The following is a 21,089-nucleotide window of genomic DNA, read 5'->3' as shown; positions in this document are numbered from 1 at the left end:
AGCCTGGGGTATTTCTACGACAGTTGCATGAAACGCCGCGCGCCCGTGACGAACGCGCGAAAAATCAGAACTTCATCGGATCCATGATCGCGTCCAGGTTCAGGTGGTCGCAGAATTCGAGGAAATCATCGCGCAGGGCGGCGATGTGCATGTTGGCCGGCACGCCGATGGTGACCTGCGCGCTGAACATTTCCGCACCGGTCTGCATGGCGCGATAGCGCGTGCTCTGCAGGGTCTCGATGGTGATGCCCTGGCGGTCGAAGAAGTCGGCCAGCTGGAACAGGATGCCCGGCTTGTCAGCGGCGATCACTTCGACGATGTACGGCAGCAGATTGGACTGGGCCTGCTTGGCCTCGGTGCGGTACCAGACCAGTTTCAGGCCTTCCTCGCGCTCGAGCCGGGTCAGCATCGCTTCCAGCTTGGCGACCGAGTCCCACGACCCGGTGGCCAGCGCGGTGACCGATACGTCGCGGCCAACCGTGGCCAGGCGCGCGTCCACCAGATTGCAGCCGCTGTCGGCAATGCGTCGGGTGACGGACAGCAGTGGGGACTCCGGATGCGTCGTATAGGCGTTGATCAGGAGGTGGTTTTCGCTCGGCGCGGGGCGCGGGGTGGTGTCGGTCAAGGCGATTCCGGGTAATGCATGCGTGAGTCTGAATGCCCGCCAGAGGCGGGGATCCACCGGAGTGCAGCATACTTGCCCGTGCTTTCGCGCCGCAAGTAACATTCAAGTCGCCCCCGCCCTTTCGTGGCGGGCGTTTTCCCTTCCCAGCCAAGAGCAGCACGTCCTTGTCCCTTTCCGGCCTCATCACCGCGCTGGCGACCCCGTTCCGGGCCGACGGTGCCCTCGATCCCGACGGTTGGCAGCGCCTGCTGCATCTGCAACTGGAAGGTGGCGTCCATGGCGTTGTCGTCGCCGGCTCGACCGGCGAAGCGGCGACGCTGTCCGATGCCGAGTACGACCAGCTGCTGGCCAGTGCGGTCGAACGCATCGGCGGACGCATTCCGGTCCTGGCCGGTACCGGCCTGTCCGGCACCGCCAAGACCATTGAACAGACCCGTCGCGCTGCCGCGCAGGGGGCCAGTCACGCTCTGGTGGTGACACCGCCTTACGTGCGTCCGACACAGGCCGGGCTGATCGCGCACTACCGGGCCGTGGCCGACCACGGCGGGTTGCCCGTGGTGCTGTACAACGTACCCGGGCGCACCGGATGCGACATGCTGCCGGAGACCGTGGCCGAGCTGGCGGATCATCCGAACATTGTCGGCATCAAGGAGGCCGTCGGCGACATCGGGCGCGTGAAGGCCCTGCTGGCGCTGCGCAGTTCCAGGTTCGCCGTGCTCAGTGGCGACGACGGCACGGCTGCGCGCTCGATCCAGGCCGGTATCGACGGGCTGATCTCGGTCGGCTCCAACGCGCTGCCTGGTGCGTACCGCCGGATGTGCGAGCTGGCTGCCGCCCACGACCATGACGCCACCGCATCCTGGGACGCGCGCCTGCAGCCGTACCACGATTTCTGCGGTATCGAATCCAACCCGATTCCGGTCAAGGCGCTGCTGCGCCGCATCGGCATCGGCCACGACCTGCGCCTGCCGCTGCTGCCACTGTCGGCAGCGCATCATCCGGCAGCCGATCATCTGGCCGGCGACATCGCCGCGCTTGAAGCCCTTTCCAGCCACTGACCTTCCGTCTTGGTCTGATCCAGGAGATCCACATGCGTCAATCCGTTTCCGCCGTCCGCGTGCTGTCCTTCGCGCTCATCGCCCTCACCACGGTCGTGACCACCACCGGCTGCTTCAAGCGCGGTGCCAAGGGCGACTACGCCCTGGCCCCGGAGATGCGTCCGCTGGAAGTGCCGCCGGACCTGAACCTGCCGTCCGCGTCGGGCGAGAACCAGGTACCGAGGCTGGCCTCGACCACCGCCCCGGCTGCTGTGGCCGCTCCGGCTGCCCCGGCCGTGGGCAATACCGGTTTCACCATTCCGGGCAGCAAGGACGAGGCGTTCGCCAAGGTCGGCACCGCGCTGGAAGGCGTGCAGGGCGTGACCATCGCCAGCCGCGCCCAGCTGCTGGGCTCCTACGACGTGGCCTATGAAGGCAGTAACTTCCTGGTGCGCGTGGTGGCCGTCGATGCCGGCGCTTATGTCTCTGCGGTCGATCCGCGTGGTCTGCCGGCGACCGCCGAGGCCCCGGTGAAGCTGATTGCCGCACTGAAGGCCGCGCTGGCGAAGTAAGGAACCGCCGGCAGCTGCGGACCGGGCCACGCGCCCGGGTTCGGCCGGGCAGTGTCTGGCATTGCCGGAACAGGAAAAGGGCGCCCATGGCGCCCTTTTTTCATGGCGGCGGGTGCTGGCGCCTCAGCGCTCGAGCAGCTTCAGTTTGTCCGGTTTGCCATCCCACTCACCGGCGTCCGCCGGCGGGTCCTTGCGCACGGTCAGTACCGGCCAGGCCTTGGCCAGTTCGGCATTGAGGGCGACGAAGCCCTCCTGTCCGGCGGGGACATCGTCCTCGGGGAAGATCGCGTTGACCGGGCACTCCGGCTCGCAGAGGGTGCAGTCGATGCACTCATCCGGGTCGATCACCAGGAAGTTCGGGCCTTCGTGGAAGCAATCCACGGGGCACACTTCCACGCAATCGGTGTGCTTGCACTTGATGCAGTTTTCGGTGACGACAAAGGGCATGGGCTTGGGGGTGGATCGATTCCTGAACCCGCCAATTCTAGAACAGGTTGCCCCCCGGTGTCGGCGCGGGCCTGAAAAGGGGGATCTGCCGGGCTCGAGGGCACGGCCCATTGGCGATGGGGCGGCGCCTGTGCGAGGCTGCGCGCTGCTGGCTGCTGTGGCAGCCGGACTGTCCTCCCTCCTGGAATGCCCATGTCCCCAGCTCAGCCTGCCGCCGCCGATGGTGGAGAGAACACCGCGTTCATCGTCCTGATCAGCTGCGTGGCCACCTTGGGAGGCTTCCTGTTCGGATTCGACAGTGGCGTAATCAACGGCACGGTTGATGGCCTGCGGCAGGCCTTCAACTCCAGCGAGGCGGCCCTGGGCTTCGAGGTTGCCTCGATGCTGCTGGGCTGCGCGATCGGCGCGTTTCTCGCCGGCTGGCTGGGCGACCGCCTGGGCCGACGCGGCGTGCTGATCGTGGCGGCGGTGCTGTTCCTGCTGTCGGCGCTGGGTGCGGGCGCCGCGCACGCCTCCTGGCTGTTCGTGACCGCTCGCGTGCTGGGCGGCTTCGCCGTCGGTGCGGCCAGCGTGATGTCGCCGGCCTACATCGCCGAGGTCGCTTCCGCACGCTACCGGGGCCGCCTGGCGACGGTGCAGCAGATGGCGATCATCTGCGGCCTGTTCGCCGCTTTCCTCAGCAACTACCTGCTGGCCCGTGCGGCAGGCACCTCCACCGAGCCCCTGTGGTTCGGGCAGGAGGCCTGGCGCTGGATGTTCTGGATGCAGGCGCTGCCGTCGGCGCTGTTCCTGTTGCTGCTGCTGGTGATTCCGGAAAGCCCGCGCTTCCTGGTGGTGAAGGGGCGCCAGGCGCAGGCCAGGGCGGTTCTGTCGCGGCTGTACGGCGACGCCGCGGCGGCCGCCAAACAGGCGGAGATCGAGGCCAGCCTGGACCAGGACCAGCACAAGCCGCGCTTCGGCGACCTGCTGGACAAGGGCACCGGCAGGCTTCGCCCGATCATCTGGGTGGGCATCGGCCTGGCGATGTTCCAGCAGCTGGTCGGCATCAACGTGGTGTTCTACTACGGTGCGGTCCTGTGGCAGGCCGTCGGCTTCTCGGAAAGCGATGCGCTGCTGATCAACGTTCTTTCCGGTGCGCTGAGCATCGGCGCCTGCCTGTTGACGGTGATGCTGATCGATCGGATCGGGCGCAAGCCGCTGTTGTGGGTCGGTTCGGTCGGCATGTCGGTTGCCCTGGTGCTGATGGTGGTGGCATTCGCCAGCGGCAGCCTGGTCGAAGGGCGCCTGCACCTGTCCGATGGCATGGGCCGGCTGGCGCTGGTGGCGGCCAACGTCTATGTGGTGTTCTTCAACATGTCCTGGGGCCCGGTGATGTGGGTCATGCTGGGCGAGATGTTCCCGAACCAGATCCGCGGCCCGGCGCTCGCGGTGGCCGGTGCGGCGCAGTGGACGTCGAACTTCGCCATCACCGTGACCTTCCCGCTGCTGCTGGCGGGTATCGGCCTGGCCGGTGCCTATGGCATCTACACGGTTGCAGCGATCCTCTCGATCTTCTTCGTCGTCCGCTACGTCCGCGAGACCAAGGGCAAGGAGCTGGAGCAGATGGAAGGCTGATGGCGCCGCCCTGGTTTCCAGCGCCTTCCTGTTCCGTGGCGGCGGCAGGCCAGCCGCTCCAGGACAGGCAGGGGCGGCTCGCCCCCGAGGCGACCCGCTCGACGCAACAGGCAAACCCCAAGAAACAGAAAAGCCCGCACGAGGCGGGCTTTTTCGGTTCCTGCTGTGGCGACTGGCGCTCCCTAGGGGACTCGAACCCCTGTTTTAGCCTTGAGAGGGCCACGTCCTAACCACTAGACGAAGGGAGCGTATATGTGTCGCTGCCGAGGCAGGAGCGCTAGTATATGCACCTCGATGCCATTGGGCAATCCCGAAACTTCAACCGGAAGCGCCAACATCATTTCTCCTGCTCCATCACCGTTCAGCCTGCGCGTCATCCCGCGCGACCAGCACACCATTTCCCGCAAGGACATCAGCCCGAACGCCCTGCGCGTGCTTTATCGCCTGCGCGATGCCGGCTTCGGCGCCTACCTTGTCGGCGGCGCGGTGCGCGACCTGCTGGTCAATGGCCAACCCAAGGATTTCGACGTGGCCACCGATGCCACGCCCGAACAGGTCAAACAGCTGTTCCGCAACTGCCGCCTGATCGGCCGCCGATTCCGCCTCGCCCATGTGGTGTTCGGCCGCGAGATCATCGAAGTCGCCACCTTCCGCGCCAACGTCGATGACGGCAGCGGCGACCGCGAAATGGAAAACGGCATGCTCGTGCGCGACAACGTGTACGGCAGCATCGAAGACGACGCGGTGCGCCGCGACTTCACCTGCAATGCCCTGTACTACGCGATCGAGGATTTCTCGGTGCGCGACTACGTCGGCGGTTTCGAAGACGTCCAGGCGCGCCTGATGAAGCTGATCGGCGACCCCGAACAGCGCTATCGCGAGGACCCGGTGCGCATGCTGCGCGCGGTGCGCCTGGCGGCCAAGCTCGGCTTCCAGATCGAAGAGGGCACCGCCGCGCCGATCCCGCACCTGGCAGGCCTGCTGAACGAAGCCGCGCCCGCGCGGCTGTTCGAGGAAGTGCTGAAGCTGTTCCTGTCCGGCCACGGTGTTGCCAGTTTCGAAGGCCTGGAGCGCTACGGCCTGCTCGACGTCCTGTTCCCTGAAAGTGGCAGGGCGCTGAAGGCGAACCGCACCGGTGCACTGCGCCGCATGCTGGTCGAGGGCCTGGCCAATACCGATGCACGCGTGGCCAACGATGAGCCTGTCTCGCCCGCGTTCCTGTTCGCGCTGCTGCTGTGGCCGGCGTTCTGCCGGGCGCAGGCCACCCTGCTCAAGCAGGGCGTGGCGCCGGAAGAAGCGCAGCGTCGTGCTGCCGACCGCGTGACGGTGCAGCAGCTGAGCACCATCGCGCTGCCGCGCCGTTTCTCGCTGCCGATGCAGGAGATCTGGCTGTTGCAGTCGCGTTTCGGCTCGCGCCAGCGCAAGCGCGTGTTCCGCACGCTCACCCACCCGCGCTTCCGTGCAGCGTTCGATTTCCTGACGCTGCGCCAGGTCGCGTCGGCCGAACACGAGGCAGATGTGGCGTTCTGGCGTGAGGCGCAGGTGCAACCGGGCCGCGAGCTGGAATCCGCGCTGGATGCGATGCATGCCGAACCGGGCGACGAGGAAGAGGGCGCACCGCGCAAGCGCCGGCGCCGCCGTCGGCGCTCCGGTGCCACGGCCGGCAGCGCTGGCGAGTAAGCCATGACGCTGGCCTGGATCGGCCTGGGCGCCAATCTTGGCGACGCGGCCGCGACCGTCCGTGCGGCGATTGCCGCACTGGACGCGCTTCCTGACACGCGGCGCTGCCAGGCGTCGCGCCTGTATGCCACGCCGGCCTGGGGCAACGAGGATCAGCCGCCGTTCGTCAACGCGGTGGCGTCGGTGGAAACGCGCCTGCCGGCCTCCGGATTGCTGCGGGCGATGCTGGAGCTGGAGCGGCATTTCGGTCGCGTGCGCGATCCAGCCGTGCACTGGGGACCGCGGGCACTGGATCTGGACCTGCTGCTGTATGGCGCGCAGGTACTGGATGAACCGGGTCTGCAGGTGCCGCATCCCTACCTGCACGAGCGTGCCTTCGTGTTGGTGCCGCTGGCCGAGATCGCGCCGGATCTGGCCATTCCCGGCCATGGTCGCGTGCGGGATGCAGTGATGCGGGTGGATGCCTGCGGGATTGCGCCGATAGGGTGATAATGCCCGGGTTATCTCCCCCGGTTATCAGCACATGAGCACCCACGCAGACAGCAAGCCCTGGACCGTTCCCGCCTTGGCCGAGGCCAAGCGGAATGGCCAGAAGCTGGTCATGTTGACCGCCTACGACGCTGGCTTCGCCCGCACCTTCGACGCCAACGGCGTCGACCTGATCCTGATCGGCGATTCGCTGGGCATGGTCGTGCAGGGGCACGATTCCACCCTGCCGGTGACCGTGGCCGACATGGTCTATCACACCCGCGCCGTGGCCCGCGTGCTGCAGCGCGCGCTGCTGGTTGCCGATCTGCCGTTCGGTGCCGATGCAACCCCGGAACGCGCCCTCGATGCGTCGCTGCAGCTGCTGCAGGCAGGCGCGGAGATGGTCAAGATCGAGGGGGCCGGCTTCAAGGTCGATATCGTCCGTTACCTGGTCGAACGCGAGATTCCGGTCTGCTCGCATCTGGGCCTGACCCCGCAGTCGGTGCTGCGCCTGGGCGGGTTCAAGATCCAGGGCCGTGGCGATGCGGCCCGGCAGCTGGTGGAGGACGCCAGGGCCGTGGCCGACGCGGGCGCCAGCATCATCGTGCTGGAATGCGTGCCGACCCCGGTCGCGGCCGAGGTCACCGCTGCAGTGCCGGTGCCCACCATCGGCATCGGTGCCGGTCCGCAGTGCGATGGCCAGGTGCTGGTCCTGCATGACTTCCTGGGCCTGGACAGCGGCCATCGCCGACCGAAATTCGTCAAGGATTTCCTTGCCGAAGGGGGCTCGGTGGCTGGAGCCACCCGCGCCTACGCCGACGCCGTGCGTGACGGCAGCTTCCCCGACGAACAGCACGCTTACGCCCAATGATCCAGACCTTCAATGAGCTCGGCGCGTTGCGCGGGCAGATCGCCCAGTGGAAGCGCGAAGGCCTGCGCGTCGCGCTGGTGCCGACCATGGGCAACCTGCACGGTGGCCATCACGCGCTGGTGAGCCTGGCCCGCCAGTACGCCGACAGGGTGGTGGCCAGCATCTTCGTCAATCCGACCCAGTTCGGGCCCAACGAGGATTTCAGCCGGTATCCGCGCACGCCCGAGGCCGATGTCGCGGGGCTGGAGCAGGTCGGCTGCGATGCGGTGTGGCTGCCGAGCGTCGAGGCGATGTATCCGCTGGGCGTGGACAAGACCACGCGCATGCACGCGCCCGGCATCAGCGAGGTGCTGGAAGGTGCCAGCCGTCCGGGCCATTTCGACGGCGTCTGCACGGTGGTCGCCCGCCTGTTCCTGCAGGTGCAGCCGGACGTGGCTGTGTTCGGCCGCAAGGACTACCAGCAACTGGCGGTGATCCGCCAGATGGTGGCCGAGCTGTCGTTCCCGGTCCAGATCGTCGGTGCGGAGATCGTCCGTGATGACGATGGGCTGGCCAAGAGTTCGCGCAACCAGTATCTGAGCCCGGAACAGCGCCCCGTCGCGACGACCCTTCATCGGACCCTGCTGGCCATGCGCGAAGGCTATGTGGCTGGCCAGCCGCGCGAGCGCATCGAGGCCGATGCCACCGCCGCGCTGCAGGCGGCTGGTTTCCAGGTCGACTACGCCGTGCTGCGCACGCCCGAGCTGGCCGAGCCGGCATTCGAGGGTGGCGGCCGGGTGGCGCTGATCGCCGCGCGGCTGGGCACGACCCGGCTGATCGACAACCTGGAGTTCTGAGTTCCGCTGTGATGGCGCCGCCGGGCATGGCCCGGCGCTACCTGAACGGTTTGCCGGTCGTGATGCCCCGCGTTGCGCGGGTGCTAGAATCCACGCTTTCCTCTGCGTTGTACCGTGCCATGCACCTGTCCCTGCTCAAGACCAAGATCCACCGCGCCACCGTCACCCACTCCGAGCTGAACTACGAAGGCTCGATCGCCATCGATGACAACCTGCTGGCTGCCACCGGTATCCGCGAGTTCGAGCAGGTCCACATCTGGGACGTGACCAACGGTGCGCGCTTCTCGACCTATGCGATCCGCGCCGAAGCCGGCAGCGGCATCGTCTCGCTCAATGGTGGCGCCGCGCGCCACGTGCAGGTCGGCGACATCATCATCATCGCCGCCTTCGCCAGCATGACCGAGCAGGAAGCGGACAGCTTCAAGCCGAAGCTGGTGTACGTGGATGGCAGCAACCAGATCACCCACACCAACGACACGATCCCGACCCAGGCCGCATGACAACGAACAACGGATTCGACTCGCTGCATTCCCACGCCCAGCGCCTGAAGGGCGCAAGCATCCCCAGCCTGCTCGCCGCCGAACCTGGCCGTGTGCAGGAGCTGGCGCTGCGGGTCGGTCCGTTGTACGTGAACTTTGCCCGGCAGAAGTACGACGCCGCGGCGCTGCAGGCGCTGCTGGCGCTGGCAGCAGAACGCGATGTCGGGGGCGCCATCAACCGCCTGATGCGCGGCGAGCAGGTCAACCTGACCGAAGGCCGCGCGGCGCTGCACACGGCGCTGCGTGGTGACGTGGTCGACGCGCCGGTGGCCGCCGATGCCCATGCCACTGCACGCGAAATCCGTCAGCGCATGGGAGTCCTCGTGCGTGCGCTGGAAGACAGCGGCGTGACCGACGTGGTGAGCGTCGGCATCGGGGGATCCGATCTTGGCCCGCGGCTGGTCGCCGATGCGCTGCGCCCGGTCAGCGGCGCGCGCCTGCGCGTGCATTTCGTATCGAACGTGGACGGCGCGGCCATGCAGCGCACGCTGGCCACGCTTGACCCGGCGCGCACCGCCGGCATCCTGATCTCCAAGACCTTCGGCACCCAGGAAACCCTGCTCAACGGCCAGATCCTGCACGACTGGCTGGGTGGCAGTGAACGCCTGTATGCCGTCAGCGCCAATCCCGAGCGCGCAGCGAAGGCCTTCGCCATCGCCGCAGAGCGCGTGCTGCCGATGTGGGACTGGGTCGGTGGCCGTTACTCGCTGTGGTCGGCGGTCGGCTTCCCGATTGCGCTGGCGATCGGCTTCGAGCGTTTCGAACAGCTGCTGGAGGGTGCGGCGCAGATGGACGCGCACGCACTGGATGCACCGCTGGAGCGCAATCTGCCGGTGCTGCATGGCCTGACCGACATCTGGAACCGCAACCTGCTGGGCTGCGCCACCCATGCGGTGATGACCTACGACCAGCGCCTGGCGTTGCTGCCGGCCTATCTGCAGCAGCTGGTGATGGAAAGCCTGGGCAAGCGCGTGCAGCGTGATGGCCAGCCGGTGACCACCGATACCGTGCCGGTGTGGTGGGGCGGTGCGGGCACCGATGTGCAGCACAGCTTCTTCCAGGCGCTGCACCAGGGCACCAGCATCGTCCCGGCTGACTTCATCGGCTGTGTGCACAACGACGATCCCTATACCGTCAATCATCAGGCGCTGCTGGCCAACCTGCTGGCGCAGACCGAAGCGCTGGCCAACGGTCAGGGCAGCGACGATCCGCACCGCGACTACCCGGGCGGTCGTCCGAGTACGCTGATCCTGCTCGATGCACTGACGCCGCAGGCGCTGGGTGCGCTGATCGCCATGTACGAGCACGCGGTGTACGTGCAGTCGGTGATCTGGAACATCAACGCCTTCGACCAGTTCGGGGTCGAGCTGGGCAAGCAGCTGGCCAACCAGTTGCTGCCGGCATTGCAGGGCGAGGGCGTGGCGATCGCCGACCCGATGACCCGCGAGATCCTGGCGCAGCTGAAGGGCTGAGCCAGGTCGGGGATGTGTCGCCGGGCATTGGCCCGGGGGGCCGGGCTCAACGGCTCGGATCGCGTTCCGGGCTTGGCCGCTTGGCCAGTTTGCGCTGCAGCGACCGTCGGTGCATGCCGAGCAGGCGGGCGGCAGCGGACACGTTGCCGCCCGTCTCGTGCATCGCCTGCTGGATGTGTTCCCACTGCAGGCGACTGATCGGCGTCATCGCGTCGGGGACTTCCATCTCGCCGTCGTCGGCCGGGCCGTCGTCCTCTTCGCCCAGCGCGCGCAGGATCATCGGTACCGTTGCCGGCTTGGGCAGATAATCGTCTGCGCCCAGCTTGATGGCTTCCACGGCTGTGGCGATGCTGGCATAACCGGTGACCAGCAGGATCCGCATGTCCGCACGCAGGGCACGCAGGGGCTGGATCAGGGCCAGGCCGGAATCACTGCCGAGCTTGAGGTCGATCAGCGCGAAAGCCGGTGGATGCTGGCGGGCCAGCATCAGAGCAGTGGCCGCGTCCTGCGCGGTCTGCGTTTCCAGTCCCTTGCGCGCCAGGCTGCGCTGCAGGGTACGCAGGTACAGCTCGTCGTCGTCGACCAGCAGGCCCTGGGTGGAGTGGTGCAGGCTCATGGGGTGTCCTCGCGTGGGGCCAGCGGCAGGCGGAAGCCGACGCGACTGCCGGCCCCCTGGGCCGGGCGCATCCACATCTCGCCGTCGAGGCGTTCGATGGTGGCATGGGACAGGGCCAGGCCGACGCCCATGCCCTCGCTCTTGCTGCTGCCGAACAGCGTGCCCGGCAGCACGGCGGCACGGGCATCGAAGCCGTGGCCGTAGTCGCGGACTTCGCCGATCAGGTCGTCGCCGTCGATGCGCAGGCTCAGGTCCACGCGCGGGCGCCCGGCCTGCTCTCCGGCATCGGCCGCGTTGTTGAGCAGGACCATCAGCAGGTGGCCCACGCCGGGGTCCAGCGGCAGCCGCAGCGGCGCATCGTCGTTGCGGTGCAGGTCGATGGTCGGCCGCACCAGCCGCCATTGTTCCAGCACCTGCTGGGCGCTGGAGCGGCTGCGTCCGGGCATGTCGGCCGATGCCGGCGCGGCCAGTGCCAGCACCCGTTCGCGGCACTGCACGAGCAGTTCGCGCAGGGTTTCCATGTCCTCGCGTACTTCCGGCTCCTCGCTGCGCTCGGCAACGTCGTCGGCCAGCAGGGTCATGGTCGCCAGCGGCGTGTTCAGTTCATGCGCCACCGAGGCGGCGTGGGTGGCCAGGGCGACAATGCCCTCGTTGCGGGCGAAGCGTTCACGCAGTGCCGAGAGCTCCAGTTCCCGTTGCCGCAGGGCCAGGGCCAGGCGCGTGGAGAACGTCAGCACGACGGTGGCGGAGATCAGGAAATTGGCGACCACGCCCCAGCGGTTCAGGTCCTGCGCACGGAAGTAGCCGTCCGGCAGCGGCTGGCCGAACAGTCCGCTGGCGGCGTAGCCGAGCAGGCAGGCCAGGGCCACCGCCAACGCCCAGCGCAGGGGCAGGGCGAAGGCGGCCAACGCAATCAGGATCAGGAACAGGGAGCTGAACGGATTGGCCATGCCGCCGCTCCAGCTGATCATCCAGGTCAGGATGATCACGTCCACCAGGATGTGGCCGAAGGCTGTCAGTGGCGCGGTATCGGCCCCTTCCGGCCGCAGCTGGGTGTAGACATTGAACAGCGCGAGCACGGCGACGCCGGCCCACAGCGGCAGTGGCGGCAGCGGCAGGCCCAGCACCCAGGTGGCGACCAGGATGGTGGCGGCCTGGCCGGCCACGGCCAGCCATCGCAGGCTGCACAGGGTGCGGAGAAACGGGGCGTCGGGACCGGTCATTCGCGCCCATCGTATGCGTTCGCGGGCGGGTGTGCCTGCGACAATCGGCCGCAGCCGTGCCGGCGGCTGAATGCGAGTCACCCGGAAACCGGAGGCGGGCGCTAGAATGCCCGCATGCACGACGCCGTTACCCGCCCGACCCCGCCTTCCGAGCCCACCGCCTGGTCCCGTCGCCAGACCCACGCCGTCCAGATCGGCGGAGTCACCGTCGGCGGCGGCAGGCCGGTGGTGGTGCAGTCGATGACGAATACCGACACCTCCGACGTGGCCTCCAGCGTGAAGCAGGTCGCCGAGCTCTGGCGCGCCGGTTCGGAAATGGTGCGCTTGACCGTCAACACCGTCGAGGCCGCGGCCGCGATCCCGCGCATCGTCGACAAGCTGGCGATGATGGGCATCGACGTGCCGCTGATCGGTGATTTCCACTACAACGGCCATCAGTTGCTGACCGCCGAACCGGCGTGTGCCGAAGCACTGGCCAAGTACCGCATCAATCCGGGCAATGTGGGCTTCGGCAAGAAGAAGGACCTGCAGTTCGCGCAGTTGATCGAGTTCGCCATCCGCTACAACAAGCCGGTGCGCATCGGCGCCAACTGGGGCTCGCTGGACCAGGCGCTGGCGGCCAGGCTGATGGATGAGAACAACGAGCGCGAGCAGCCCTGGGACGCCGGACGTGTCCTGCGCGAGGCACTGATCCGGTCAGCGCTGGATTCGGCCGAACAGGCCGTGGAGCTGGGCCTGCCGCGCGACCGCATCGTGCTGTCGGCCAAGGTCAGCGGCGTGCAGGAGCTGATCGCGGTCTACCGTGACCTGGCACAGCGTTCGGAGTTCGCGCTGCATCTGGGCCTGACCGAAGCCGGCATCGGCAGCAAGGGCATCGTTGCGTCGGCAGCGGCGCTGAGCGTGCTGCTGCAGGAAGGTATCGGCGACACCATCCGCATCTCGCTGACGCCCGAGCCGGGCCAGTCGCGGACGCAGGAAGTGATCGTCGCCCAGGAGCTGCTGCAGACCACCGGCCAGCGCGCGTTCACGCCGCTGGTGACGGCCTGCCCGGGATGCGGCCGCACCACCTCCGAGTTCTTCCAGGAGCTGGCCAAGGTGGTGCAGAACCACGTGCGCGAGAAGATGCCGCTGTGGAAAGTGCAGCACCCGGGGGCGGAAAACATGACCCTGGCGGTGATGGGCTGCGTGGTCAACGGCCCGGGAGAATCGCGGCACGCCAACATCGGCATCTCGCTGCCGGGAACCGGGGAGGCGCCGTCGGCGCCGGTGTTCGTCGATGGCGAGAAGAAGGTGACCCTGCGTGGCGAGAACATCGCCCAGGAATTCGTCGCCCTGATCGACGACTACGTCGAACGAACCTATGTCCGAAGCGCAGGATAAGCCCGCGATCCTTGCCGCGCCGGAGCCGGCCTCCGGCTTCCGTCACTGGATGGCGCGCAATGCGTGGCGCCTGGTCCTGCTGTTCGCCGGCGTGCTGTTGCCGCTGGCCGGCTTCGTCGCGCTGGCCGACGAGGTGCATGAGTTTGAATCGTTCCATTTCGACGCGCCGCTGCTGTGGCAGATGCACGGCCTGCATTCGCCGTGGCTGGACCGGTTCTTCGTGCTGCTGTCCCGGCTGGGTTACGAGTGGTTCCTGATTCCCGCCGATGTGCTGATCGTCGCGGCACTGCTGGGCTACCGCCGCTGGCGCGAGGCCACCTTCGTGGCCGTCAGTTTCCTCGGATCGGCACTGTTGAACATGGGCAGCAAGCGGTTCTTCCAGCGGGACCGCCCCAGCCTGTGGGAGTCCATCGCACCGGAATCGACGTTCAGTTTCCCCAGCGGCCACGCCATGGGGTCGATGACCCTGGCGGCAACCCTGGTACTTCTGGCCTGGAATACCCGCTGGCGCTGGCCGGTGCTGGTGCTGGCCCCTGCGTTCAGCTTGCTGGTCAGCGTGTCCCGGGTCTATCTCGGGGTCCATTACCCGTCGGATATCCTGGCCGGATGGTGTGCAGCACTGGTTTGGGTGGTAGGGTGCTACCTGGTCATGTTCAGTCGTCGGCATCCCTGGCGACGCCGCGATTCGCCGCCATCGACGGCCAGCGAAGCATCAACACAGGGGGAGTGACGTGGATGGCTCTTCGCGGGCATCTACGTGATAGATGAGCTGTTTCGTTGCAGTGGGTTCTGCAAGACAGGGGGTAAGCACAATGCGTGAGACTGTGATCAACCCGGCACTCTTGCCCGGTATGCACTTCGACCGCGCTTGCGAGGGTTCGGCACCCTGCCTAGCTTGACCCGCAATGGCCGCATTCGAAGAGGTACGTGAATGACGATTCGAGTCTACCTGGTGGACGACCACGCACTGGTCCGCACCGGGATGAAGATGATCCTGTCGGGTGAGACCGACATCGAGGTGGTGGGCGAGGCCGAGACCGGCGAGGACGCGCTGCGCGAGATCCGCCAGCTGCAGCCGGACGTGGTGCTGTGCGACCTGCACCTGCCGGGTGTCAGCGGCATGGAAGTGACCGAGCGCATCGTGCGCGGCCATCGCAGCACGCGCGTGGTGATCGTGTCCGTCCTGGAGGATGGCCCGCTGCCGAAGCGGCTGCTGGAAGCCGGCGCGGCCGGGTACATCGGCAAGGGCTGCGACGCCCAGGAACTGCTGCGCGCGGTGCGCGACGTGGCAGGCGGGCGCCGCTACCTGGGCACCAGCATCGCGCAGAATCTGGCGCTGTCGACGGTGGAGGGGAATGGTTCGCCGTTCGACACCCTGTCTCCGCGCGAGCTGGAAGTGGCGCTGCTGCTGACCCAGGGATTGCGCCAGGAAGACATCGCGCGCCGCCTCAGCCTCAGCGCCAAGACCGTCAACACGCACAAGGCACGCCTGTTCGAGAAGATGGGTATCCATGACAACATCGCGCTGGCGCGCATGGCCAGCCAGTACGGGCTGGTGGATCCGGCACGGCCGCTGTGAGGGTTTCAGCCAACGGCTGAGGTGCGTCGCGCGCCCGGAATCTGTCTTCCAATTCCGGCCCGCGGTCGCGGGGCCAAGCGTCGGCCCCGCGCTCACCCATCGGGCGCTCAGGTGCCGCGCACGCGCTTGACGATGGCCGCCGCCTGCGCGGCGCTGGCGCGCACCTTGTCCCAGTCGCCGTCCGCAATCCAGTTGCCGGGCACCATCCATGAGCCACCGATGCAGACGACGTTCTTCTGCTCGAGGTACTCGGCGGCGGTGTTTTCCGTGATGCCGCCGGTCGGGCACAGCTTCAGATCGGCAATTGGACCGGCCACGCCCTTGATCATCGCCAGGCCGCCGACCGCCGTGGCCGGGAACAGCTTGCACACCCGGAATCCGCGCGCATGCAGCGACAGCAGCTCGGTCGGCGTCGCCGCACCGGGCACCACCGGCAGCGGTGCAGCGGCCAGCGCATCGGCCAGCGCGGGCGGCGTACCCGGGGTCACCAGGAAGTCCGCGCCGGCATCAATCGACTGCTGCATCTGCTCAACGGTCAGCACCGTACCGGCACCCACCACCACGTCCGGCAGTTCGCGCTTGAGCATGGCCAGCGCCTCCATCGCCACCGGCGTGCGCAACGTCAGCTCGATCGCCGGCAGACCGCCTTCCAGCAGCGCCGCACTCACCGCACGGGCCTGGTCCAGCGTATGAATCGTCACCACCGGCAGGATGCCCGCCGCATGCAACAGCTCCGCCGCCTTCAGCTGATGTTGTTCGATACCCATAGCTCTGCTTCTGCCTTTGCTTCCGAATTTGATTTTCAGTGATCACTTCGCGGCGTTGATGCGCCGGAAAGTGTGACGCCGCCACCAGCACACTCGCCGCCGCAACACACCCGCAGCGCTCTTCAACCCTCAGGCGTCCTTCGCCTCATGCGGCGCTGCCGCAGCCGCCGCATCGTGTCCCAGTTCGTACTCGGCGTCGTAATCCCACGGCCCGCCATCGGCCGCTGCCGGCCCGCACGAAATCGAAATGGCGCCCTGATCGGCCGGCCCGACCACACGACGGTTGATCGCGAACAGGTTGCGGCCCAGATCATTCGCCGCGGGCGCGGTGTTCGGGGCCTGAGTGCGTGCTGCCCATTCCGCAGCGTCCACCAGGACGTCCAGCGTGCCCGCCTCGCCATCCAGGCGGATGATGTCGCCTTCGCGGACTTTCGCCAGCGGACCCCCACGCGCGGCTTCCGGCGTGACATGGATCGCTGCCGGGATCTTGCCCGATGCCCCGGACAACCGGCCATCGGTGACCAGCGCAACGCGTCGGCCCTGGTTCTGCAGAAGGCCCAGCAGTGGCGCCAGCGAATGCAGCTCCGGCATGCCGTTCGCGCGCGGGCCCTGGTAGCGCACCACCGCCACGAAATCCTGGGGAAGCAGCCCGGCAGCATGCAGCTTGTTGAGCACCTGGGGCGCATCAACGACAACGGCCGGTGCTTCGATCGAACGGTATTGCGGCTTCACCGCCGACAGTTTGATCAACGACCGGCCCAGGTTGCCGCGCAGCAGGCGCAGGCCACCCTGGCTCTCGAACGGAGCGTCGACGCCGCGCACCACCTCCTCGTCGGCACTGCGCTCCAGCCCGGGCAGATAGACCAGGGTGCCGTCACGCAGCTGCGGTTCGCGGGCGTAATCGGCCATGCCGCCGCGCGCCACACTGACCAGGTCGCCGTGCATCAGCCCGGCCCTGATCAATTCTCCGAACACGAAAGCCGGGCCGCCGGCCGCCGCGAAGCGGTTCACGTCGGCGTCGCCGTTCGGATAGACGCGGGCCAGCAGGGGAATCAGCTGCGACAGCTCGTCGAAGTCGTCCCAGGTCAGCACGATGCCGGCGGCACGCGCGACCGCGATCCAGTGGATGGTGTGGTTGGTCGAGCCGCCGGTGGCCATCAGGGCGATGACGGCGTTGATGATCGCGCGCTCGTCGATGATCCGGCCGAGCGGACGGAAATCCTCGCCCAGCGCGGTGATCTCCAGCGCACGCTCGGTGGCCTCGCGGGTGAGCGCATCGCGCAGCGCAGTGCCCGGGTTGACGAAGGATGCGCCTGGCAGCTGCACGCCCATCGCTTCCAGCAGTACCTGGTTGGAGTTGGCGGTACCGTAGAAGGTGCAGGTGCCTGCGCCATGGTAGGAGGCCGACTCGGCCTCCAGCAGTTCTTCGCGGGTGGCTTCGCCGGCCGCATAGCGTTCGCGCACCTCGGCCTTCTGCTTGTTCGGAATGCCCGGCGTCATCGGGCCGGCCGGAATGAACACCGCCGGCAGGTGGCCGAACGCGAGCGCGCCGATCAGCAGGCCGGGCACGATCTTGTCGCACACGCCAAGGTAGACCGTGGTATCGAACATGTCATGGCTGAGGCCGATCGCGGTGGCCTGCGCGATCACATCGCGCGAGAACAGCGACAGTTCCATGCCGCCGCGGCCCTGGGTGACGCCGTCGCACATCGCCGGCACACCGCCGGCCACCTGCGCGGTGGCGCCCAATTCACGGGCGATCCCGCGGATCTGCTCCGGATAGGTCTCGAACGGCTGGTGGGCCGACAACATGTCGTTATAGGCGGTGATGATGCCCAGGTTCGGCGTCACCCCGCCGCGCAGGCGGCTCTTGTCAGTGCCGCCGCAGGCAGCGAAACCATGGGCGAGATTGCCGCAGCTCAGGCGGCTGCGGAAGGGGCCTTCGCGCAGGGCGGCGTCGACAGCGGCCAGGTAGGCCGCGCGCGAGGCAGCGCTGCGACGGATGACGCGGTCGGTGATGGTTTGCAGTTGCGGATGGAGGCTCATTGGCTACCGGCGTTCGAGGTGGCGAGAAGTGGGCGGCGGCGATATGCCGCCACCGACATCAATCTGCCCAGTGGACGCGCAGGCGCGCGCCTTCCAGGTGGATTGCGTTGAGGATCGGGTACTGCTGGGCATTGTTGCTGTCCAGCGCCTGCCGCAGCACCTGCAGCTTCTGCTTGCCGCGCAGCAGCAGCAGGCGCTGGCGGCACTGGCGCAGGCCGTGCGGGGTCAGCGTGATCCGCAGCGGCCACTGGTTGGCGCCCGGGCAGCCGGTCGCATCCAGTGCGGCATAGGGCAGGGGGCTTTCCAGCGCGCGGGCCAGGTCCTTCGAGCCGGGGAACAACGAGGCCGTGTGGCCATCATTGCCCATGCCGAGCGCGACCAGGCTGGGCGGCTGGCTGTGCTGTGCCTGCAGATTGGCGGTGTACACGCATTCCGGAAGCGGCTTGCCGATGCGCACCAGCGGGTCGAAATGTGCACCTTCGGCGCGCTTGAGCAGGTGCTCGCGTACCAGCCAGGCATTGCTGTCGCGATCCTGCGGCGACAGCCAGCGCTCATCGGCCAGGCTCACTTCCACGCGGTCCCAGTGCACTTCCATTTCTGCCAGCGCCTGGTACACCGGCGCCGGCGTGGTGCCACCGGACAGCAGGATGCGTGCGCGGCCGACTTCGTTGATGTCACGGTTGATGGTCTGTGCCATTTCGGTGGCCACCGCTTCGATCCAGCCATCGGCATCGCCGTGACTGACAAAATCGATGCGGTCGTCCTGGAAGACAGGGCTCATGCGGCAACTCCCGGAGCGTCACGTTCGGCATCGGCTGCATAGGCGGCAGCGCCCAGCAGGCCGGGGCAGGGGTGCATGATCGCCAGCGAAGGCACCCGCGCCATGATCGAGGAAAACCGGCCCTTGTGCTCGAAGCGCTGGCGGAAGCCGGAGTGCTGCAGCGAATCCAGCATTTTGGGCACCAGGCCGCCGGTCAGGAACACGCCATCCCAGGCACCCTGGATCAGCACCAGGTCGCCGGCGATGGCGCCGAACACTGCGCAGAACACATCCACGGTGCGCATCGCCTGCGGATCGCCGAGCGCGGCACGGGCGGTGACGTCGGCCGGCTGCAGATGGCCCGGGTCGACACCGGCCATCTCACAGACCGCACGATGGATGTTGACCAGGCCGGGACCGCAGATGAGACGCTCGTTGGACACGCGGCCGAACTGCTCGGACAGGATCTCCAGGATCCGCACTTCTTCCGGCGTGCCCGGCGGGAAGCTGACGTGACCGCCTTCGGTTTCCAGCGGGTAGCTGCGGCCGTGGCGCACCACCAGGCCACCGACGCCGAGGCCCGTGCCAGGGCCGATCACTCCGTAGTTGCGTGGCTGGCCCGGCGCGGCCGGCGTCCAGTGCGCACCGCCGATCTGCACCACATCCTGCGGTTGCAGCAGGGCGACGGCCATCGCCTGTGCGGCGAAGTCGTTGATCAGGTGCAGCTCGTCGAAGCCGAGCATCGCTGCGGTGCGGCTGCGCGAGATCACCCACGGATGGTTGGTGATGCGTGCCTCGTCGCCATCGACGCGGCCGGCCACGGCAAACACGCCGCGGCGCGCGCTGGCCCCGGCCTGCTCAAGGTAGTGGCGGGCGGCATCGCCCAGCGACGGGAACTCGGCGACTGCGAACTCGCGGATGCTGTCCTTCTGCAGGGGCGCATCCAGCGAAGTGTCGGCCAGTGCGAAGCGGGCATTGGTGCCGCCGATGTCGGCGACCAGAACCGGCTGCGAGCTGCCACTCATGCCGAAGCTCCGGTGTCCGGCGCATCCACGCCCTGTGGCAGGAAGTCGCTGGCATCCGCCGGACCCCACTGGCCAGCAGGGTAAGGCTGGAGCGGCAGGCCGGCTGCCTTCCAGGCATCGGCGACGCTGTCGATCCACGCCCAGGCGGCGCGCACTTCGTCGTCGCGCACGAACAGCGCATGGTTGCCGTTGAAGGCGTCCAGGAAAAGGCGCTCGTAAGCGATGCGGCGGTGCAGTCCCGTCGGCACCGACAGCTCCAGTTCCAGCGGATGCAGTTCCAGCGCGCCCCATTCCGGACCGGCCAGGCTGCTCATCAGGCCCAGCTCGATGTTTTCCTGCGGCTGCAGCTGGAACACCAGGCGATTGGGTGCGGCCTGCGCGCGCTGCGGGCGCTCGAACAGCCAATGGGTGACCGGCTTGAGGGTCACCACCACGCGGGTGGTGCGCTCGGGCAGGCGCTTGCCGGTGACCAGATGGAAGGGAACGCCGGACCAGCGCCAGTTGTCGATGTGCGCGGTGACGCCGGCGAAGGTTTCCACGTCGCTGCCTTCCGGCGGCTGATAGGCCTGTGCCGGCTGGCCGTTGATGGTGCCGGCGGTATAGCGGCCGCGCACGCTGTCGCGGGCGGCATGCTGGGCGTCGAGGGGGCGCAGGGCGCGCAGCACCTTGACCTTCTCGTCGCGGATGCGGTCGGCTTCGAGCGACGCCGGCGGTTCCATCGCCACCAGGCACAGCAGCTGCAGGATATGGCTCTGCACCATGTCACGCAGGGCGCCGGAGCGTGCGTAGTACGCGTCGCGGCCGTCCACGCCTTCGCTCTCTGCGACCAGGATGTGCACCGACTCGATGTAGTTGCGGTTCCACACCGCCTCCAGCAGGGTGTTGCCGAAGCGCAGGGCGATCAGGTTCTGCACCGCAGCCTTGCCCAGATAGTGATCCAGGCGGAACACGCGGTCTTCGTCGATCCACTGGCCGATGGTGCTGATGATTTCCTCGGCACTTTCGCTGTCGCTGCCGATCGGCTTCTCCAGCATCAGCCGGGCCGGTGCGGCGAGGGCGCCCCCCTTGGCCAGGCCTTCGCAGGTGGAGATGTACAGGCCCGGCGGAATGGCCAGGTAGCTCACGCACCGGCGGTCCACCAGGTCTGAGACGGCGGCGGCGACCGAGTCGACATCGCGCAGGTCCACCGAGCGGTAGTCGATGCGGCGCAGCAGCGCGGCGATGTCGTCCTGCGAGGCCATCGGCATGGCCTGCTGCAGGCGCGGACGCAGGATGTCATGGAAGGCCTCGGTGTCATGGCCGGACAGGGCCAGCGCACGGATGCGGAAATCCTCCGGCAGCAGACCATCGCCAAGCAGGCGCAGCAGCGAAGGGAACAGGTAGCGCTGGGCCAGATCACCTGTGGCACCGAACAGGAAGAGGGTGTCGTGCATCGCTCGAGTTTCAGATCCGGGTGACATCGTTGTCAATCGCTTCATGGCTGGGTTCGGGGGACATCCGCGCAACTGCCTGTCCGAGGTTCGCGGAACGCG

21 protein-coding genes and 1 tRNA gene are annotated in these 21,089 nt (G+C 67.8%); 12 read left to right on the top strand and 10 right to left on the bottom strand.

Annotated features, from left to right (window positions below; translation table 11 throughout):
- Nucleotides 1-64 precede the first annotated feature (64 nt).
- Nucleotides 65-625, bottom strand: a complete 561-nt coding sequence (locus ABE543_RS06420) for a glycine cleavage system protein R (protein WP_025879444.1) — start codon at nt 623-625, stop codon at nt 65-67.
- 164 nt (nt 626-789) lie between these two features.
- On the opposite strand from ABE543_RS06420, the gene dapA reads away from it, so the two are divergent.
- Nucleotides 790-1,683: a 4-hydroxy-tetrahydrodipicolinate synthase gene (gene dapA, locus ABE543_RS06415; protein ID WP_053517270.1), complete on the top strand. Its 894-nt coding sequence runs from the start codon at nt 790-792 to the stop codon at nt 1,681-1,683.
- Between the two features lie 32 nt (nt 1,684-1,715).
- Nucleotides 1,716-2,234: a hypothetical protein gene (locus tag ABE543_RS06410; protein WP_065174942.1), complete on the top strand. Its 519-nt coding sequence runs from the start codon at nt 1,716-1,718 to the stop codon at nt 2,232-2,234.
- 123 nt (nt 2,235-2,357) lie between these two features.
- On the opposite strand, the gene fdxA is transcribed toward ABE543_RS06410, so the two are convergent.
- Nucleotides 2,358-2,681 carry a ferredoxin FdxA gene (fdxA, locus tag ABE543_RS06405; protein WP_049411316.1) on the bottom strand — a complete coding sequence of 108 codons (324 nt, stop codon included), beginning with the start codon at nt 2,679-2,681 and terminating at the stop codon, nt 2,358-2,360.
- A gap of 192 nt (nt 2,682-2,873) precedes the next feature.
- Here fdxA and ABE543_RS06400 point away from each other — a divergent pair, with 192 nt between their 5' ends.
- Complete coding sequence (locus ABE543_RS06400; RefSeq protein ID WP_053517272.1) at nt 2,874-4,295, top strand: sugar porter family MFS transporter; 1,422 nt, start codon at nt 2,874-2,876, stop codon at nt 4,293-4,295.
- 173 nt (nt 4,296-4,468) lie between these two features.
- On the opposite strand, the gene ABE543_RS06395 is transcribed toward ABE543_RS06400, so the two are convergent.
- Nucleotides 4,469-4,543 (bottom strand) — tRNA-Glu (locus ABE543_RS06395).
- 52 nt (nt 4,544-4,595) lie between these two features.
- Between ABE543_RS06395 and pcnB the strand changes: the two genes are divergently transcribed.
- From pcnB to pgi, 6 genes are all read left to right on the top strand, one after another.
- Nucleotides 4,596-5,975, top strand: coding sequence for a polynucleotide adenylyltransferase PcnB (pcnB, locus tag ABE543_RS06390; RefSeq protein WP_065181273.1), 1,380 nt, complete (start codon nt 4,596-4,598; stop codon nt 5,973-5,975).
- Nucleotides 5,976-5,978: 3 nt separating this feature from the next.
- On the top strand, nt 5,979-6,464 hold the full coding sequence (gene folK, locus ABE543_RS06385; RefSeq protein ID WP_053517275.1) for a 2-amino-4-hydroxy-6-hydroxymethyldihydropteridine diphosphokinase: 486 nt from the start codon (nt 5,979-5,981) through the stop codon (nt 6,462-6,464).
- Nucleotides 6,465-6,498: 34 nt separating this feature from the next.
- Nucleotides 6,499-7,314: a 3-methyl-2-oxobutanoate hydroxymethyltransferase gene (gene panB / locus ABE543_RS06380; protein WP_053517276.1), complete on the top strand. Its 816-nt coding sequence runs from the start codon at nt 6,499-6,501 to the stop codon at nt 7,312-7,314.
- Nucleotides 7,311-8,150: a pantoate--beta-alanine ligase gene (panC, locus tag ABE543_RS06375; RefSeq protein ID WP_074901264.1), complete on the top strand. Its 840-nt coding sequence runs from the start codon at nt 7,311-7,313 to the stop codon at nt 8,148-8,150. The genes panB and panC overlap by 4 nt, the downstream gene beginning before the upstream one ends.
- Before the next feature lie 119 nt (nt 8,151-8,269).
- On the top strand, nt 8,270-8,650 hold the full coding sequence (gene panD / locus ABE543_RS06370; RefSeq protein WP_053517331.1) for an aspartate 1-decarboxylase: 381 nt from the start codon (nt 8,270-8,272) through the stop codon (nt 8,648-8,650).
- On the top strand, nt 8,647-10,161 hold the full coding sequence (gene pgi, locus ABE543_RS06365) for a glucose-6-phosphate isomerase (RefSeq protein ID WP_065181276.1): 1,515 nt from the start codon (nt 8,647-8,649) through the stop codon (nt 10,159-10,161). The genes panD and pgi overlap by 4 nt, the downstream gene beginning before the upstream one ends.
- A gap of 46 nt (nt 10,162-10,207) precedes the next feature.
- Here pgi and ABE543_RS06360 read toward each other — a convergent pair whose 3' ends face one another.
- Together ABE543_RS06360 and ABE543_RS06355 are read right to left on the bottom strand one after the other, a co-directional pair.
- On the bottom strand, nt 10,208-10,777 hold the full coding sequence (locus tag ABE543_RS06360; RefSeq protein ID WP_053517280.1) for a response regulator transcription factor: 570 nt from the start codon (nt 10,775-10,777) through the stop codon (nt 10,208-10,210).
- Nucleotides 10,774-12,000, bottom strand: coding sequence for an ATP-binding protein (locus ABE543_RS06355; RefSeq protein ID WP_065174948.1), 1,227 nt, complete (start codon nt 11,998-12,000; stop codon nt 10,774-10,776). The genes ABE543_RS06360 and ABE543_RS06355 overlap by 4 nt, the downstream gene beginning before the upstream one ends.
- Before the next feature lie 114 nt (nt 12,001-12,114).
- Between ABE543_RS06355 and ispG the strand changes: the two genes are divergently transcribed.
- The 3 genes from ispG (at nt 12,115) to ABE543_RS06340 (ending at nt 14,959) form a co-directional block, all read left to right on the top strand.
- The gene (ispG, locus tag ABE543_RS06350; protein ID WP_053517283.1) at nt 12,115-13,380 is read left to right on the top strand and encodes a flavodoxin-dependent (E)-4-hydroxy-3-methylbut-2-enyl-diphosphate synthase; all 1,266 of its coding nucleotides are present in this window, start codon (nt 12,115-12,117) and stop codon (nt 13,378-13,380) included.
- A complete protein-coding gene (locus tag ABE543_RS06345; protein WP_053517284.1) occupies nt 13,361-14,110 on the top strand; it encodes a phosphatase PAP2 family protein in 750 nt (249 codons plus the stop codon). The genes ispG and ABE543_RS06345 overlap by 20 nt, the downstream gene beginning before the upstream one ends.
- Before the next feature lie 201 nt (nt 14,111-14,311).
- Entirely contained in the window at nt 14,312-14,959 is a 648-nt protein-coding gene (locus ABE543_RS06340; protein ID WP_065174949.1) for a response regulator, read from the top strand.
- A gap of 107 nt (nt 14,960-15,066) precedes the next feature.
- On the opposite strand, the gene eda is transcribed toward ABE543_RS06340, so the two are convergent.
- The 5 genes from eda to zwf all read right to left on the bottom strand — a co-directional run bounded on the left by eda (nt 15,067) and on the right by zwf (nt 20,990).
- Nucleotides 15,067-15,726 (bottom strand): bifunctional 4-hydroxy-2-oxoglutarate aldolase/2-dehydro-3-deoxy-phosphogluconate aldolase, encoded by a 660-nt coding sequence (gene eda, locus ABE543_RS06335; protein ID WP_065181278.1) that lies wholly within the window; start codon nt 15,724-15,726, stop codon nt 15,067-15,069.
- Nucleotides 15,727-15,855: 129 nt separating this feature from the next.
- Complete coding sequence (gene edd / locus ABE543_RS06330; RefSeq protein WP_346475449.1) at nt 15,856-17,772, bottom strand: phosphogluconate dehydratase; 1,917 nt, start codon at nt 17,770-17,772, stop codon at nt 15,856-15,858.
- Between the two features lie 58 nt (nt 17,773-17,830).
- Nucleotides 17,831-18,553 carry a 6-phosphogluconolactonase gene (gene pgl / locus ABE543_RS06325; protein ID WP_053517289.1) on the bottom strand — a complete coding sequence of 241 codons (723 nt, stop codon included), beginning with the start codon at nt 18,551-18,553 and terminating at the stop codon, nt 17,831-17,833.
- Nucleotides 18,550-19,557: a glucokinase gene (gene glk, locus ABE543_RS06320; RefSeq protein ID WP_053517290.1), complete on the bottom strand. Its 1,008-nt coding sequence runs from the start codon at nt 19,555-19,557 to the stop codon at nt 18,550-18,552. The genes pgl and glk overlap by 4 nt, the downstream gene beginning before the upstream one ends.
- Nucleotides 19,554-20,990 (bottom strand): glucose-6-phosphate dehydrogenase, encoded by a 1,437-nt coding sequence (gene zwf / locus ABE543_RS06315; RefSeq protein ID WP_065174952.1) that lies wholly within the window; start codon nt 20,988-20,990, stop codon nt 19,554-19,556. Before zwf ends, glk begins: the two co-directional genes overlap by 4 nt.
- Nucleotides 20,991-21,089: the final 99 nt, after the last annotated feature.

Source organism: Stenotrophomonas sp. TWI169, from assembly GCF_039674705.1.
Lineage (GTDB): Bacteria > Pseudomonadota > Gammaproteobacteria > Xanthomonadales > Xanthomonadaceae > Stenotrophomonas > Stenotrophomonas maltophilia_P.
This window is presented reverse-complemented; position numbering and strand designations above follow the sequence as displayed.